This window comes from Kibdelosporangium aridum, assembly GCF_900176515.1.
Classification (GTDB): domain Bacteria; phylum Actinomycetota; class Actinomycetes; order Mycobacteriales; family Pseudonocardiaceae; genus Kibdelosporangium; species Kibdelosporangium aridum.
Window position 1 is genome coordinate 172,225 of sequence record NZ_FWXV01000010.1, and the last position, 15,894, is coordinate 188,118.

General features: G+C 66.5%; 16 protein-coding genes. 11 read left to right on the top strand and 5 right to left on the bottom strand.

What is annotated here, in order from left to right; translation table 11 throughout:
• Nucleotides 1-54: 54 nt before the first annotated feature.
• A complete protein-coding gene (locus tag B9C43_RS41500) occupies nt 55-915 on the bottom strand; it encodes a helix-turn-helix domain-containing protein (protein ID WP_084432921.1) in 861 nt (286 codons plus the stop codon).
• A gap of 127 nt (nt 916-1,042) precedes the next feature.
• Here B9C43_RS41500 and B9C43_RS41505 point away from each other — a divergent pair, with 127 nt between their 5' ends.
• Complete coding sequence (locus B9C43_RS41505) at nt 1,043-1,771, top strand: class I SAM-dependent methyltransferase (protein ID WP_084432922.1); 729 nt, start codon at nt 1,043-1,045, stop codon at nt 1,769-1,771.
• Complete coding sequence (locus B9C43_RS41510; protein WP_235039153.1) at nt 1,768-3,336, top strand: hypothetical protein; 1,569 nt, start codon at nt 1,768-1,770, stop codon at nt 3,334-3,336. Before B9C43_RS41505 ends, B9C43_RS41510 begins: the two co-directional genes overlap by 4 nt.
• 59 nt (nt 3,337-3,395) lie before the next feature.
• On the opposite strand, the gene B9C43_RS41515 is transcribed toward B9C43_RS41510, so the two are convergent.
• Complete coding sequence (locus tag B9C43_RS41515; RefSeq protein WP_084432923.1) at nt 3,396-4,103, bottom strand: M50 family metallopeptidase; 708 nt, start codon at nt 4,101-4,103, stop codon at nt 3,396-3,398.
• A 172-nt stretch (nt 4,104-4,275) separates the two neighbouring features.
• On the opposite strand from B9C43_RS41515, the gene B9C43_RS41520 reads away from it, so the two are divergent.
• Together B9C43_RS41520 and soxR are read left to right on the top strand one after the other, a co-directional pair.
• Nucleotides 4,276-5,403, top strand: coding sequence for a hypothetical protein (locus B9C43_RS41520; protein ID WP_084432924.1), 1,128 nt, complete (start codon nt 4,276-4,278; stop codon nt 5,401-5,403).
• Between the two features lie 36 nt (nt 5,404-5,439).
• Nucleotides 5,440-5,973, top strand: a complete 534-nt coding sequence (soxR, locus tag B9C43_RS41525; protein WP_051896898.1) for a redox-sensitive transcriptional activator SoxR — start codon at nt 5,440-5,442, stop codon at nt 5,971-5,973.
• Here the strand turns inward: soxR and B9C43_RS41530 are convergent.
• Nucleotides 5,945-6,754, bottom strand: a complete 810-nt coding sequence (locus B9C43_RS41530; RefSeq protein WP_200825929.1) for an ABC transporter permease — start codon at nt 6,752-6,754, stop codon at nt 5,945-5,947. The two genes, soxR and B9C43_RS41530, sit on opposite strands and share 29 nt — an antisense overlap.
• On the bottom strand, nt 6,751-7,668 hold the full coding sequence (locus B9C43_RS41535; protein WP_084432925.1) for an ABC transporter ATP-binding protein: 918 nt from the start codon (nt 7,666-7,668) through the stop codon (nt 6,751-6,753). Before B9C43_RS41535 ends, B9C43_RS41530 begins: the two co-directional genes overlap by 4 nt.
• Nucleotides 7,669-7,842: 174 nt before the next feature.
• Between B9C43_RS41535 and B9C43_RS41540 the strand changes: the two genes are divergently transcribed.
• Nucleotides 7,843-9,738 carry a sensor histidine kinase gene (locus B9C43_RS41540; RefSeq protein ID WP_084432926.1) on the top strand — a complete coding sequence of 632 codons (1,896 nt, stop codon included), beginning with the start codon at nt 7,843-7,845 and terminating at the stop codon, nt 9,736-9,738.
• Nucleotides 9,690-10,343 (top strand): response regulator, encoded by a 654-nt coding sequence (locus tag B9C43_RS41545; protein WP_084432927.1) that lies wholly within the window; start codon nt 9,690-9,692, stop codon nt 10,341-10,343. The genes B9C43_RS41540 and B9C43_RS41545 overlap by 49 nt, the downstream gene beginning before the upstream one ends.
• A 276-nt stretch (nt 10,344-10,619) precedes the next feature.
• Here B9C43_RS41545 and B9C43_RS41550 read toward each other — a convergent pair whose 3' ends face one another.
• Nucleotides 10,620-11,228, bottom strand: coding sequence for a response regulator transcription factor (locus B9C43_RS41550; protein ID WP_033389154.1), 609 nt, complete (start codon nt 11,226-11,228; stop codon nt 10,620-10,622).
• A 508-nt stretch (nt 11,229-11,736) separates the two neighbouring features.
• Here B9C43_RS41550 and B9C43_RS41555 point away from each other — a divergent pair.
• The 5 genes from B9C43_RS41555 to B9C43_RS41575 all read left to right on the top strand — a co-directional run bounded on the left by B9C43_RS41555 (nt 11,737) and on the right by B9C43_RS41575 (nt 15,885).
• Complete coding sequence (locus tag B9C43_RS41555) at nt 11,737-12,243, top strand: RNA polymerase sigma factor (RefSeq protein ID WP_051793268.1); 507 nt, start codon at nt 11,737-11,739, stop codon at nt 12,241-12,243.
• 72 nt (nt 12,244-12,315) lie between these two features.
• Nucleotides 12,316-13,218, top strand: a complete 903-nt coding sequence (locus tag B9C43_RS41560; RefSeq protein ID WP_084433126.1) for an ABC transporter ATP-binding protein — start codon at nt 12,316-12,318, stop codon at nt 13,216-13,218.
• A gap of 73 nt (nt 13,219-13,291) precedes the next feature.
• Nucleotides 13,292-14,017 carry an ABC transporter permease gene (locus tag B9C43_RS41565; RefSeq protein WP_160097062.1) on the top strand — a complete coding sequence of 242 codons (726 nt, stop codon included), beginning with the start codon at nt 13,292-13,294 and terminating at the stop codon, nt 14,015-14,017.
• Between the two features lie 6 nt (nt 14,018-14,023).
• On the top strand, nt 14,024-15,268 hold the full coding sequence (locus B9C43_RS41570; RefSeq protein WP_084432929.1) for a sensor histidine kinase: 1,245 nt from the start codon (nt 14,024-14,026) through the stop codon (nt 15,266-15,268).
• Nucleotides 15,265-15,885, top strand: coding sequence for a response regulator (locus B9C43_RS41575; RefSeq protein ID WP_033389143.1), 621 nt, complete (start codon nt 15,265-15,267; stop codon nt 15,883-15,885). Before B9C43_RS41570 ends, B9C43_RS41575 begins: the two co-directional genes overlap by 4 nt.
• Nucleotides 15,886-15,894: the final 9 nt, after the last annotated feature.

Sequence of the window (15,894 nt, forward strand, 5' to 3'; positions counted from 1 at the left end):
ACGGCTCAGAGTTATGTGCAGAAACTGTTGCCGTGCAATGGGTACCTTCGCGCATTACGTACGCTGGTCTTCGACTGCTCGCTCGTAGTCAAGTGCGATGGCCGCAAGCAGCTCCTGCGACTGTCGGGTGTCGAGAGCAACTTGCTCGATGCTCGGGGTCAGCAGCACGAATGGATCCACATGCTCCGGATCCTCAATGAACACAGTGGTGGCGAAATTCGGCAGGGACAGCAACGGCCTGCCGCTGTCGTACTCGAACAGGCCGAACGAGTTGCCGAACACCGAGCGCTCGCCCGCAGCCAACGGAACGATCCTCACGTGGACATCCTGGAGATCCGCCAGCAACACCAGCTTCAACAACTGTTCGTGCATGAGGCGAGGATTTCCGACCCGGAGCCGGAGAGCCTGTTCGTGAACATAGAACTCATGGCGGCCTCGCGTGACCACACGCTGCCGGTACATCCGAGCCTGCACACACTCCTCGATGTTGTCCGAGGTTCGCCAGGTCTCCCGGCTGATCATTGCCCGTGCGTAGTCCTCAGTCTGCAGCAGGCCAGGCACCACCAGCGGTTGGTAGTGCACAGTCGCGATCGCGGACGCCTCGTGAAAAGCCAATGAGTTCAACGAGTCTTCGAGCCGCAGGCCGTGCGGGCTCAGCCAGTAGCCTCGGTCCCGGCCTTGCCGGAAACGGACCAGTTCCAAGGTCTCCGCGAGTGTCGATCCCAAGTACGCCATGTAATGGGCCAGTTCGACGTCGCTGACCGTCGCCAACCCGTTCTCGATCCTGGAGGTCCGGCTTATCGACCATCCCAGGGTCTGCGACAGCTCAGCGAGTGTCATGCCCAAAGCCTCGCGCCGCAGGCGCATCTCGTGACCCAGTTCGCGGCTCATGGCAGTCGATGCGTTCACGCCCATTCGCCCAACCTAGAGACAAATGCCCTCCCTTCAGGACAGTCCACGCCGAGGTCCACTCCAACGAGATCTCGCTTGCACGACCGGCAAACTAGGATGAACAGACGGCCGAGTCCTATGTGGAGGCACGATGAACGCACGGCTGATCGACCTGCTGACCGCCGAGCCGGTGCACGTCGGCGACTACGTGGACATGCTCGGTGACGTCGACGAACCGACCACTGGCCTGGCGCACCGCCTGATGCGCACCAACTTCGTGCCGAGGATCTACGAGCGCTACTGGCGTCCGGTACTCGGCCGCGTGGCGAAAGGCCTGAACGGGCCCAGCATGGCCGACGAGCACCGGTTCGTGCAGGAGAACTTCGCTTTGCGCAAGGGCGACTTCGTGCTGGACGTCGCATGCGGCACGGGTGGTTTCACCAGGCAGTTCGCCAGGGTGGTCGGTCCGGAGGGCCTGGCGATCGGGCTCGACTCGTCCACCACGATGCTCACGCACGCGGTCGCCCTGGACAGCGCCCCCGTTTACCTCCGGGCCGACGCCGTACGCCCGCCGTTGCGGGACGAGTCACTCGACGCGGTGTGCTGTTTCGCCGCACTGCACATGTTCGCTGAGCCGATGGCCGCGCTGGATTCGTTCGCCCGGATTCTCAAGCCGGGCGGCCGCGTCGCGCTGTTCACGAGTGGCCGCCGCACGTGGGAGCCGATGCGGACGGTGGACACCCTGTTGGGCCAGGCCAGCGGGCAGCGCATGTTCGACCGTGGGCAGATCGCGGAAGCTTTGCGTGCCAGGGGCTTCACCGCTGTGGTCGAGAGGTACGCCGGAGTCACCCAGCTGGTTGCGGCCCGCAAGGGTGAATGACCTGGCCTGCGTTCGCGGGCCCGAGCACGCTGGCAGGAGTGGCGTCCACTCGGCAGAAGCACCTCAACCAGGCTCTGATGCGCATCCCACGTCGAGCCGAGAGCACTGACCGCGATTCCTTGGCGGCAACCTACGTCTCGGCCGGGTCCTTCTCGGCGATGTTGCACTCGACCGACCATCAAATCCTTTACGGCCGCAGGGGCACCGGCAAGACGCACGCCTTGCTGCACCTCGCGGATCTGCTCACGCAGACCGGAGACCTGGCCGTTTACGTGGACCTACGGACGATCGGCTCGACCGGCGGCATGTACGGCGACCCCACGGTCAACCTGGCTCAGCGGGGCACCCATCTTCTCGTGGACACGCTCGAGGCGATGCATGACGAGCTGCTGTCGACGGCCGTGGAGGGTGACGGGCGTGAGGCTCTGTTGCCCGCACTGGACGCCCTCGCCGAGGCTGCTACATCTGTACAAGTCGTTGGACAAGTGGAGCATGAGACCAAGGTCGGGGACGCATTTTCGCAGCACCACGGCGTCGACCTGGCGACGAGAGGCGCTCGGATCTCGGCCGGCCGCCAAGAGACCGCCAATCGGGAGAGCCGCCTGCGGCGTAGCGGCGTCGAGCAGCACCATGTCGTGTTCGGTCCGCTCAACCGGGCGTTGCGGGACATCGTCCGCGCGCTCGACGGCTCCCGGTTATGGCTGATGCTGGACGAATGGAGCAGCGTTCCGCTGGATCTGCAGCCGCTGCTCGCCGACCTCGTGCGGCGCGGGATCCTGCCGGTCGCCGGGTTGACGGTCAAGATCGCGGCGATCGAGCGGCGCTGCCAGTTCCGGACCGGCCCGAGTAGTGGCGGGGACTACATGGGAATCGAGGTGGGCGCGGACGCGGCACATGCGGCGAGCCTGGACGACTTCCTGTTGTTCGATCACGTTCGTAGCCGTGCCCAGGACTTTTTCGGCCAGCTGTTCCACAACCACGTAAGCCTCCGGTTGACCGAGATGCTGGGCGAACCTCAGTCCGATGTGCTCGACGAGATGTTCAAGCGTGGCGCGTTCAACGAACTCGTCCGCGCCGCGGAAGGCGTTCCCCGAGACGCCATCAACATCGCCGCACTGGCCGCGCAGAACGCCCGCGACGAACCCATTGGCATCGCGGACATCCGACGCGCGGCCCGCGACTGGTTCCTGCGCGACAAACAGACCGCCATCATGGCCCACGAGCCCGCTCGGCAGACTCTCCGGCTACTGGTCGACGAGGTCGTCGGCAGGCGCGGATCAAGGACCTTCCTGATAAGCCACATGGCATGCCCGGACACGATCGACGAGTTGTACGACGCGCGTGTGCTGCACGTGTTGCGGCGTGGCGTCGTCGATCGGCGCCATCCGGGCGAGATGTACGACGCGTTCGCGGTGGATTTCGGCTGCTACGTCTCCCTGCTGCTGGACGGTGGCCTGAGCGGCCAGCCTGCGGACAAGAGCGGCTGGCTGACTTCGGCCAGAGGCATCCCACCCGCCGGGTTCAACTTCGCCAAGGAAGCCATCGACCCGGCCAAGCTCGCATGAGTCGTTGACCAGCAGCTTCTGACATATGTCCAAGGCGTTGGACAAATGCACAACAGCCCTCACGTGGCGATGACCGGCTCCAGCAGCCACATGCCGCCGACGACCATCGCGCCGAGGGAGATGAGCATGAACATGGCCACCCAGAACAGCCCGGGCGCGCCGGTCAGCCGTGCCAGCTGATCGGCGTCCGAATCGCGAGCCTGCCTGCGCCGCCGTTTCGCCTGCAGCTCCCACACCGGCCGCACGCCACCGAACAGCAGGAACCACGCGACCAGGCACGCGAACGCGGCCTGCACCTGCGGCGAGGTCACGAGCGACACCGTGACCAGGACAGCACCGGTGAGCACGACCGACAGCACGCCGTACACGTTGCGGATCATGATCAGGACGGCCAGCATCAGCGCGGTCATCACCCACAACAGCAGGGTGATCTTGCCCGCGATCATCAGCGCGGCGAGACCAAGACCGATGAGGGACGGCGCGACGTAACCCGCGAACGCGGTCAGCACCATCCCGGGGCCTGTGGGCTTGCCTCGTGACACCGTGACACCTGACGTGTCCGAATGCAGGGTGATCCCGCGCAGCCGACGGCCTACCAGGACGGCCACCAGGGCGTGACCGGCCTCGTGCACGATCGTGATCACGTTGCGGGCCAGCCTCCACGGCTCCCCGGACAGCACGAGCAGCAGAGCCGCCGCACCGGTCACCAAGGTCACCGCAGTGGGTGGGTCCGGCTGCGTGCCGAACAGCTCATCCCAGAAATCCACCGCGACACCTCACCACACCCCGTGTTGGCGGCCGGTGAACTCGCAGGTCAATGCAGGTGGCGCGGCCAGGCGACCTAGGCTGTGGGTGACAAAGCCGAAGAAAGGAAGCCAGCGGAAGGGCGACCGGCACTCCAGAATGTCTCGCACCATGCTCAAAGGACGAAACACGACGATGACCGCCGCGCGCGCCCGGCCGTACCTGCATGCCGTCGGTGTTTTCCTGCTGGTCCGGCTATCCGGTCTGGTCGTGCTCGCAATACTGGCCGGCAACCGTCACCGCGAGCTGTTCGACGTGTTGAAGTCGTGGGACGGCGACTGGTACCTGGCAATCGCGCAGAACGGTTACGACAACGTTCCGGCGCGGTTCGTCGACGCGGCCGGGCAACGAACGCCGACGACGCCGCTCGCGTTCTTCCCGCTATATCCGATGCTCATTCGCGTTGTGTCGCCCATCACTGGTTCGGATAGCGTGGCCGCGGCTTTGCTCGTCAGCCTGATCGCCGGGTGTGCCGCGGCAGCCGGCATCTTCCGGGTGGCGCGGATCGTGGACCCGAGGCCGAAGACCGGGCTGTTGCTGGTCGCATTGTGGGGCGGCGCGCCAATGGCCATCACGTTGTCGATGGCGTACACCGAGGCGCTTTTCACCGCACTGGCCGCATGGGCTCTTGTCGGCGTGCTGGAACGAAACTGGCTGCTGGCCGGGGCCTGCACGGCGGCCGCCGGGCTGGTCCGTCCGTCCGCGTCGGTGCTGGTCGGCGTGGTCGCGCTGGCCGCGATCGTGGCCGTATTCCGGGAAGGAAAGGCTTGGCAGGCCATGGTGTGTGCGGTGATCAGCCCGATCGGCCTGTTCAGCTGGTGGGGGTATGTGGCCAAACAGACCGGCAGCCTGACCGGCTGGTTCGACATCCAGCGGCAGGGCTGGTTCAGCTACTTCGACGGCGGCAGGCAGACGGCGCAATTCTTCGGCGACATCCTGGACACCGGCAATTCCGTGATGGAAACCGTCACGATGCTGCTGGTGATCGGCGCCGTCGTGCTGACTTTCTTGATCGTTTTCTCGCGTCTGCCGTGGCCGTTGTGGCTCTACGGCGGCGGAACCGTGTTCATGGTCGTGGTCACCGCGGGAATCACGTACTCGAAAGCCAGGTTCCTGATCCCGGCGTTTCCGCTGTTGATCCCGGTCGCGCAAGGACTGGCCAATCGCAAGCGCCACACGATGATCGCCGCGACGGTGGCGTTCGTGCTGTTCGGCAGCTGGTTCAGCGCCTATTCGCTGACCGGCTGGACGCTGGCCATCTGACGCACGCTGCCCACCAGCGCGGATACCATCGCGACCATGTCGCCCAGTACCGAGCTCACCGTCGGTGAGCTGGCCAGACGTGCCGGTGTCCCCGTTTCGACGTTGCACTTCTACGAGGCCAAGGGGCTGATCTCGAGCCGGAGAACGGCGGGCAACCAGCGCCGGTTCCGCCGGGACACGCTGCGCCGGATCGCCTTCATCCGGATCGGCCAACGGGTCGGCGTCCCGCTGAACACCATCGCCGAAGTGCTCGGCAGACTGCCGGAAGGCCGCGTGCCCAACCGCACCGACTGGGCCGAGGTGTCCGAGTCCTGGCGGGCCGAACTGGACGCGCGGATCGAGCAACTGCTGCAACTGCGCGACGACTTCACCGACTGCGTCGGCTGCGGTTGCCTCTCGCTGGACCGCTGCGCCCTGGCCAACAAGGACGACCAGCTCGCATCGCACGGGGCCGGGCCCCGCAGGTTGATCGAGGCCCGCACACGGCAATCCGCGGACTCGCTCCCCTCAGGCGAGTCCGCGGATTGTGATCCGTGTGGGGTCATTCCCACCGGAACAGGCGACTGCTGAGGAATCCCAGCCCGATCGTGTACGCGAGCAGCACCACAAGGTGCAGTGGCTCAGGAAACGAGCCTTCCCACGCCCGCAGCATCGCCTGCGAGCCCGCACCCAGCGGCGAGAAGTCGGAGATGGTCCGGACGACGTCGGGCATCAGCGGCCCTGGCGTCCACACGCCTGCCAGGAAGGCCAACGGGAAGAACGCCATGGTGCCGATGCCGTTCGCCGCCTTGCCGGTTGGCGCCAGCGCCGAGATCAGCAGGCCGACCGCGAACATCGCCGTGACGCACAACAAGAACGCCACCACGAACCCGAAGAACTGACGCGGGAAGGGCACATCGAACGCCAGCCCGGCCAGCGCGAGCACGCCCGCGGTGATCGTGGTCAGCGACGCCAGGTTCACAATGCCCTGCGCCAGTAACAATGAGACCGGACGGACCGGCGTCACGGCCAGCCGGCGCAGAATGCCGCGCTCCCGGTAGGTGGCCAGCACGCTGGTCAACGCGTTGAGCGCCATCATGCCGATGACCATCGTGACGATCGGCGGCAGGTAGAAGTCGATGAACCGCCCGCCTCCGAAGTCCTCGCTCGGCGAGCTGGTCGACGGAAGCAGCCCGAAGATCATCACGAGCAGGATGGGGACGAACGCCACGAAGATCATCCCGGGATCCCGCAGCAGCAACCGGAACTCACTGCCCGTCAGCTTGCCGAGCCCGGTCAGCGTGCTTCCGCGTCCCGTAGCTGTGTTGGGATGGCTCATTTCTTGCGCCTTCTCTATGACCTGCGTACTCATGACTCCTCCACCAGACGTCGCCCAGTCAGCGCGACGAACGCGTCTTCCAAGTTCGTTTGTTCGATCCGAAGGTCGAGCGGGACGACGTTGCGGCTCGCCAACGTGCTGCTCACCGCGTGCAGCAGGTTGCCGTTGCCGGTCACGACGACCTGGCTCGCTGTGTGCGCCACACTCGTGACCTCGGGCAAGTCCGTCAGCAGCCGGTCGTCGAAGTCGACCGAGGCGCGGAACCGCAGCCGCTGCCCGCCGCCGTCCACTCTGGACACCAAGCCCGCTGGGGTGTCGAGTGCGACGACACGGCCCGCGTCGACCAGGGCAAGGCGGTCGCAGAGGCGCTCGGCTTCCTCCATGAAGTGGGTGACGAGCACGACCGTCACTCCCCTGTCCCTGATCTGCTCGACCAACTGCCAGGTGTCCCGGCGGGCCTGTGGGTCCAGGCCGGTGGTCAGCTCGTCCAGGAACGCGATCTCCGGGTTGCCGACCAGCGCCAACGCGATCGCCAGGCGTTGCTGCTGACCGCCGGACAGCTTCTTGAACGGCGTGCGGCGCTTGCTGGTCAGGCCCAGGTCGTCCAGCAGCTTGTCGCCGTCGGCGGGGTTCGGATAGAACGACGAGTAGAGGTCCATCGCCTCGGCCACCCGCATCTTCTCCGGCAGTTCGCTTTTCTGCAGCTGAACTCCGACTCGCCGGCGTACTTCCCAGCCGTCCTGCCGCGGGTCGAATCCGAGTACGGAAATGCTGCCGCTGTCCGGAACGCGCAATCCTTCGACACATTCGACGGTCGTTGTCTTGCCCGCGCCGTTCGGTCCGAGAATTCCGAATATCTCGCCGCGCTCGACCGTGAAAGAAACGTCGTCGACCGCGACTTGATCGCCATATCGCTTATGCAGGTTCGCGACCTCGATGACCGCCATTCCCCGCTCCCCTCGAACGTTTGCTGTCTGCTCGCTTTTGATGGGGAGAACGCTATTGGCGAAACGGGCCGGTGCGTATCCGTCTGGAACCAAACCTGGGGTGGGGCTAGCTATACCCCGCTCCTATGCCTGTGAGTAGTGCGTGGCCGCGCGAGGATCAGCGAGACTTACCCCGTGCTGCGCGAACATGCCCTCGCCCTGGTCCGTGGGCTGGCGCTGTTCGCGCTGTCCTTGCTGGCCACAGTGCAGAGCGCGGCCGCGCTCGTCGTGTCGTGCGTCGGGATTCTCGCCGGGTTCAAGCGGGAACGGTGGTTGCAGAACCTGGTCAGACGGTTGGTGGCGCGCTGGACGGGCCACGACATCCCGGTCCCGTATTGGCCGAAGCCGGGGCCGCCACAGCCAGACCGGGACGGGTGGTACCGCTGGGGCAACCAGCTCTACCGCGAGCCCGGCCTAGTCGCGCGGATGGAACGGTTCGAGTGGTTGCTCAAAGACCCGGCCACGCACAGGGACCACTTGTGGGCCTTGACGACCCCGTTGACCAGCGGATTCACCGTGGGCCTGCCCGTCGTGCTCGAGGTGGCCGGTTTTCTGGTCCACCCGCTGGCGGCGTTACCCGGGGTCTTGGCCGGCCTCGCGGCCGCACCTCTGACGCTCCGGCTCTACAGCCGGTGGACTGGCGCACTTCTTGGGCCATCCGGCCGGACCAGCCGCACCACGTTCTGGTCCTGGGTGATGGCGCGCGGACGCGACCAGCTGAAGCTCGGAGCCACCTTCGGGCTGTCGCTGGCCGGTATCCCGATGATCGGGATAGCGGCCGTGGCCATCGCCGGATTCCTCGGACCTCTGGGCCCCCGCTATCAACCGGCCCGAGCGTTCGTCCGGGCCCGTCGAAGGCTGATCAGCAACTGGTCGGGCATACCGATTGCAGAGCCGTACCTGCCGATGCCGCCACCGCCTGCGCCTCGGCCGGACGGCAAGTATCAGCACGGCCGGATGTTGTACGACTCGCCGCACATCATCGTCTACTCGCAGACCGCCCAGACCTTGCTCAAGGACAAGGCCACCTGGCGTGACGTGCTGTGGCTGATCCTGGATCCGCTGGTCACGCTCGTGATCGCGGCCGTGCCGGTGATCCTGGTCGTCGTCGGGTTCTTCGGGTACTTCTGGACGTGGGTCTGGTCTCGCCCGATCAACATGGTCACCGGTGTCGACGTGGGCGAGAACTGGGCCTATCTCGGCGATGTCATCCCATCGCTGCGTGACCTGCCTGGCTGGCTCACCCCGGTCACCGGCCTGGTGGCGGCCGTGGTGGGCCTGCTGGTCAGCGAAACCTGCCTCAAGGCCCACGGCTACTGGAGCAGGTGGCTGCTGGGACCGACCAGGTCCGCTGAGCTGGCACAACGTGTGGCCCACCTGCGCGAGACCCGATCGGACGCCACCGACACCCAGGCCGCCGAACTGCGCCGGATCGAACGCGATCTGCACGACGGGGCCCAGGCCAGATGGGTGGCCATGGGGCTCAACCTCAGCGTGGTGGAGCGGCTGATCGACCAGGACCCGGCTGCGGCGAAGAAGCTCGTGGCCAACGCGCGCGACGCGTCCGCCGAAGCACTGGTCGAACTTCGCCAATTGGTCCGCGGGATCCTGCCGCCGGTGCTTGCCGAACGCGGTCTCGGCGACGCAGTGCGAGCGTTAGCACTGGACAGTGCGCTGCAAGTGCACGTGTCCGTCGCAATTCCTGGCCGTGTCGACGCGCCAGTCGAGGCGGCGGTGTACTTCGCGATCAGCGAACTGCTCACCAATGCGGCAAAGCACGGCCACGCCGAACATGTCAGCGTCGACCTGCGGTTCGTCAACGGCATACTGCGGGTGACGGTCGCCGACGACGGCCGTGGCGGGGCGGATCCCGCAGGTGGCAGCGGCCTGCACGGCATCCAACGGCGACTCGCTACATTCGACGGCGTATTCGCCCTCACCAGCCCACCGGGCGGTCCGACCACCGTGACCCTGGAGGTCCCGTGCGCGTTGTCCTCGCCGAGGACCTCTACCTCCTCCGAGACGGCCTGACGCTGCTGCTGGAGGCCAACGGGTTCGACGTGGTCGCCGCCGTGTCGACCGGCCCTGAGCTGGTCAAAGCCCTCGATGAGCAGAATCCGGACGTGGCGATCGTGGACGTCCGGCTGCCGCCGACGTTCACCGACGAAGGCCTGCAGGCGGCCTTGGAAGCACGCCGCAAGGTGCCGGGTCTGCCGGTGCTCGTGCTTTCCCAACACGTCGAGCAGTTGTACGCACGAGAACTGCTGGCAGATGGCGCCGGAGCAATCGGCTATTTGCTGAAAGACCGGGTGCTCAATTCGGACCAATTCATCGACGCGGTCCGGCGGGTCGCACAGGGCGGCACCGCGATGGACCCGGAGGTCATCTCCAAACTGCTGGCCAGCAACGCGCGCCACGAGCCGCTCGCCGAGCTCAGCCCGCGGGAACGCGAGGTCCTCGAGCTGATGGCCAGCGGCAAGTCGAACGCCGCGATCGCCGCGCAGCTGTTCGTCAGCGAGGGCGCGGTCGGCAAACACACAGCGAACATCTTCAGCAAGCTCCGGTTGGTTCCGTCGGACGACACCAACCGGCGGGTGCTCGCCGTGCTCGCCTACCTCAACAGCGCGGAGACATAAGCGCAGGTAGACGGTGTTGGCGCAGTTTCTCGGCCACGGGGGCGAGGCGCGCGCCACGGAGCTCTAAGGCCGCGCAGCGCACTGACAGCGAGCCATAAGACCAGGTGACAGTCGGTGGTGCAGTTTGTCGGCCACAGCACACGACTCGGTCGCTGAGGATGGCCAGTTCCGGGCCTCGCGGCACATGACAGGCCCATCCTGTGCAGAGGCAGTGGCACCATTCCACAGCCCAGCCGCCGCACCGCCAGAACACGACGCCTGACCCATCAGGCCAGTTCAGAGCCGGTGGCGCACTTCCGCGGCCAGGACCGCTGCCTGGGTGCGCCTTCGCAGGCCGAGCTTGCCGAGCACGCTGGAGACGTAGTTCTTCACCGTCTTCTCCGCCAGGTTGAGCCGCTCGGCGATCTGCCGGTTGGTCAGGCCTTCGCCGAGCAGCCGCAGCACCGACCGTTCCCGCCGGGTCAGCGCGTGCAGCGGATCACGGGCCTGCTCGGGCTGAGGTTCCTCCGACAGCCTGCCGCCCGCGCCGACGATCCGGATCGCGCTGGTCAGCTCGGCTCCGGCGACGTGTTTGGGCACCACTCCGGCCGCGCCTGCCTCGATCGCGGCGGTCATGGTCTCGGGGTCGACGAACGGGGTCAGCATCAGGCACCGCACCTCCGGGCAGCGCAGCTGCAAGTCCCGGCACAGTTGGACACCGTCGCCGTCCGGCAGCCGGACGTCGAGGACGGCCACGTCGGGCAGCTGCTCGGGGACCTGGGCCAACGCCTCGACCACCGTGCCGACCTGGCCGACCACCCGCATGTCGGTCTCGTCGGCCAGCAAGGACACCAGGCCGCGCCGGACCAGTTCATGGTCGTCAACGATGAAGACGCTGGTTGTCACGGTTTCAGCCACGAGCTAGTCGGTGCGCCGCGCAACACAATCAGATGTGCCGCGCGGCGCACCCGCGCCCGGCCGAGCGACGCGGCCCTGCCCCGCGTCGCTCGACCGCCGGTGCCTTCAGCACCGGGGGTCTCGCGAGGTACTACGCAACGACTCCGCGGTGACGGAATTCTGTCGATCAAAATAACCGCAAAAGAATTCAACCTCACCAGAACTCGACCGAGTCGCAACGTCTCCCACGCTACGTTTTTCGTTTGAGGACGGCCCATCTGACCGAGGTTCACTCGAATGGCGGAAGTTAGTCGCCGCCGTACCGCCGTTACAGTGAAACGCCTGATATCAGTTGAGATTCTCACCACATGGGACACAGGCCGAATGGCCCTCCCGGGCCCGTGTCACCGGGTAGATGCTTCCATCGAAACATCGAAGAAATATGTTCAATTAACAACTACTCGACATCGAGACGGCCCCTGCGCTGGGACGTGGCGGGCCGATCGGGGGTGTGGTAATGCCGGTCCCGGACGCACGCACGCGTACCGACGACTACTGGCAGGAGTGCATCAAGATCCGGCCGACACTGGTCCGGATCGCCGCCCGGCGTTGCGCGGCACCGGTGGACCCCGATGACATCGTCAACGAGGCCCTGATCCGCGGGGCGGAATTCGACGACCTGGACATGAGCAGGATCGAACAGTTTCTGGTCTCCACAGTCACCCGGCTGTGCGCGGATGAGGCCAGGCGCCGCACAGTGGCCACCCGGATGGCCAATCACCCCAGGCTGGTGCCGCCGTCCGCCGAGGACCCGGCGGAGTTCGCCTGTGACAAGGCCGAGGCCCAGTGGCTCGCGATCCGGATTCTCGCTTTGCCCCGCCGCGACCGCGCTTTGGTGGACATGCTCGCGGACGGAATGCCGCACAGCGAGATCGCCCGCGAACTCGGCACGACCACACAGGGCGCGCATTCGGCGCTCTACCGGTTGCGCAAGCGGATCGGCGCGTATCGACCGATTGGTTGATGCCCGTATCCGCCACTCCGATGGCTGGTGAGGCGATCCGGAAACACGCTTCCGCAACGCATGCTGCGTGGCATGTCAGTCATCGAGGTGTCCAACCTGCACAAGAGGTACCGCGACAAGATCGCGGTACGGGATGTGTCCTTCACCGTGGCCGAGGGTGAGATCTTCGGCATCCTCGGCCCCAATGGCGCGGGCAAGACGACCACGGTCGAGTGCGTGGCCGGCCTGCGGGTCCCCGACAGCGGCACGATTCGCGTGCTGGGCAAGGACCCCCGCCGTGACGCCAGGCAACTGCACACCCAAGTTGGCGTGCAATTGCAGGAAAGCCATCTGCCGGAACGGCTGAAGGTGTGGGAAGCGCTGCACCTCTACGCCTCGTTCTACCCGGACCCGGCCGACTGGGAGCGCCTCATCGACGAATGGGGCATGTCCGAAAAACGCGCCACCCCGTACGGCAAGCTCTCCGGCGGCCAGAAACAGCGGCTGTTCATCATGCTCGCGCTGGTCGGCAGGCCACGCGTGGTGTTCCTGGACGAGCTGACCACCGGCCTGGACCCGCAGGCGCGCCGCGAGACGTGGGGGCTGATCGAGCGGCTGCGGCAGACCGGCGTGACCGTCGTACTCGTCACCCATTTCATGGAGGAGGCCGAGCGGCTCTGCGACCGCCTGGCCCTGATCGACGATGGCGCCGTCGTGGCCATCGACACCCCACGCGGCCTGGTGTCGCGAATGGACAGTCACCAGGTCATCCGGTTCCGGGTCAACCGCCCGTTCGACGAGGGCCTGCTGACCGCGATCCCTGAGGTCACTGAGGTGGCGCACGACGGCGGCCAGGTCGTTGTGACCGGCCAGGGCGATCTGCTCTACGCCGTGACCGCGGTCCTGGCGCGCAACCAGATCGTCGCCGCGGACCTCCGGGTCGAGCAGGCGAACCTGGATGACGCCTTCGTCGCGCTCACCGGCAAGCGTTTCTGACCCGGTTTCTGTTCGTCGTTTGCACTTCCGGAATTCACGCCGTCCGTTAAGCACGGCTTCATTAGGAGAACCCATGTCCGGCACTGGCACGCTCACCCTGACCGAGCTGAAGCTGTTCCTGCGCGACCCGGCGTCGACCATCGTGACCATCGCGCTGCCCGTCGCGATCGTCGTCGTCTTCGGGGTCATCGCACAGCCCAACGGCAACAAAGATCCGATCATGACGTACTTCCCGACCATGGCTCTCGCGTTGGGCCTGGCGCAGCTGGCGCTCAACCTGACGCCGACGACCCTGGCCGGATACCGGGAGAAAGGCATCCTGCGCCGGATGTCGACCACGCCGATGAACCCGGCCAAGGTGCTCACCGCGCAGCTGGCGATCAGCTTCGGTCTCGCGGTGGCAGCGGCCGTGATGGTCGTGCTGGTCGGCCACCTGGGCTTCCAGTTCACGCTGCCAGCGCACATCGGCGGCTTCCTGGCCGCGTTCGCACTCGGCTGCACGGCACTGTTCTCTGTCGGCCTGCTCGTCGCGGCGATCGCGCCGAGCGCGCGGGTCGCCACCGGTATCGGCGTCGGCCTGTTCTTCGCCAGCCTGGTGTTCGGCGGGGTGTTCATGCCCGCCGAGAACCTGCCGCCGTTCCTGGTCCGGATCGGCGACTTCACCCCGCTCGGCGCGGCCATGCAGTCGCTTCGAGCCAGCTGGAGTGGCACCATGCCGGAGCCACTGCACCTCGCGGTGCTCGGCGCGTACACGATCGTCGCCGGTCTGGCCGCTGCCAGGCTGTTCCGTTGGGAATGAGGGGGGATGCTGCAGATCACCGAAGGCGACGCGCACCGGGCCCGATGGATCTACACGGGAATCGCGTACGCGGCCCTGCTGGCCGCTGTCACGTGGAGCCTTGTCGACCGGAGGGCGGCGCCACAGCCGTTGTTGACGGTGGCGCTGTCTGTGGTCGCGGCGATCTGGATCGCGGCGATCGCCAAGTGGTGGCCGGTCTGGCCACGCGACCGGGTCTGGGCGGTGGTCGCGTACTTGGGCCTGCTGGCCACGAGCACCGCGCTGATATCCACAAGCGACTCATTCAGCTCGTACGTGTGGATCGGCTTCCCTTACGCGTTCGCGTTTTTCCCGGCCCGGTGGGCGGTGTTCGCGGTGACGGCGAACGCGATCAGCACATTCGTGATCCAGGAAGGCGCGTTCGAGACTTCGCCCTATGTGGTGATGATGGCGGTCGCCGGGCCGGTGATCTTCGCGGGGTGGGTCGCCGGTCTGGAGAGCGAGCGTCGCAAGCAGGCGATCAGCCAGCTCACCGAGACGAACGAGCGCTTGGCCAAAGCGATGGAGGAAAACGCCGGCCTGCACGCGCAACTGCTGGTGCAGGCCCGCGAGGCGGGGGTACTGGACGAGCGTCAACGAATGGCGCGCGAAATCCATGACACGTTGGCGCAAGAACTGGCCGCGTTGATCAGGCAGCTGCACGCGGCCAACCGGGTTCGTGAGCAACCGGAGAAGTGGCAGCACCACATGGATCAGGTGCAGCTGTTGGCCGAGCGCGGCCTGTCCGAGGCTCGCCGATCCGTCCAGGCGCTGCGCCCGGCGCCGCTGGAGAACTCCAGGCTGCCCGAGGCGATCGCGGAGATGGCGCGAAATTGGAGCCAGGCCTCTGGCGTGCCGGTACGGACCGAGACGACCGGCACACCGGAGCCACTGATCCCGGGCATCGAGGTCGCTTTGTTCCGCGTCGCACAGGAGGCTCTGGCCAACATCGCCAAGCACGCGGGCGCCACCCGGGCAGGCATCACGCTGTCCTATATGGACGACGTGGTCCTGCTGGACGTCCGTGACGACGGCGTCGGGTTCGAGCCTGACGCCGCCGGGCCGGGTGACGCGAGCGGATACGGTCTTGGCACGATGCGCCAGCGGCTGCTCGGAGTTGGTGGCACGCTGGAGATCGAGAGCACGCCGGGCGAGGGCACCGCGATCGGGGCCAGCGTCCCGGCGATCCGTGCCGAAGCAGGGGCCCAAACGGAAGGCGAGGCGGTGTCGTGATCCGGCTGCTGATCGTCGACGACCACCCGGTGGTCCGGGACGGCCTGCGGGCCACGTTCACCGGCGAGCCGGACATCGAAGTGGTCGGTGAGGCCGGCAACGGGCGCCAGGCCATCGAGATGGTGGCCACGCACAACGCCAACGTCGTGCTGATGGACCTGCGAATGCCCGAACTGGACGGTGTCCGCGCGATCCGCAAACTGCGGGAAACCGCGCCGGAGACAAGGGTTCTGGTGCTCACCACGTTCGACACCGACAGCGACGTGCTGCCGGCGATCGAGGCGGGCGCGACGGGTTACCTGCTCAAGGACGCGACCACCGAGGAACTGCTCAAGGCGGTCCGCGCGGCGCACCAAGGCCAGTCGGTGCTCTCGCCATCGGTGGCCAACCGGTTGATCGGCCAAGTGCGTAAGCCACAGCGCGGCACGCTGACGCCACGCGAACTGGAGGTGCTGAACCTGGTCGCGGCCGGTGCCACGAACCGGGAAGCGGCGTCGAAGCTGTTCATCAGCGAAGCCAGCATCAAGACGCACCTGCTGCACATCTACGCCAAGCTCGATGTCCGCGACCGTGCCTCGGCAGTCGGCGAGGCCTATCGGCGGGGCCTGTTGGACTGACCGGTTTTC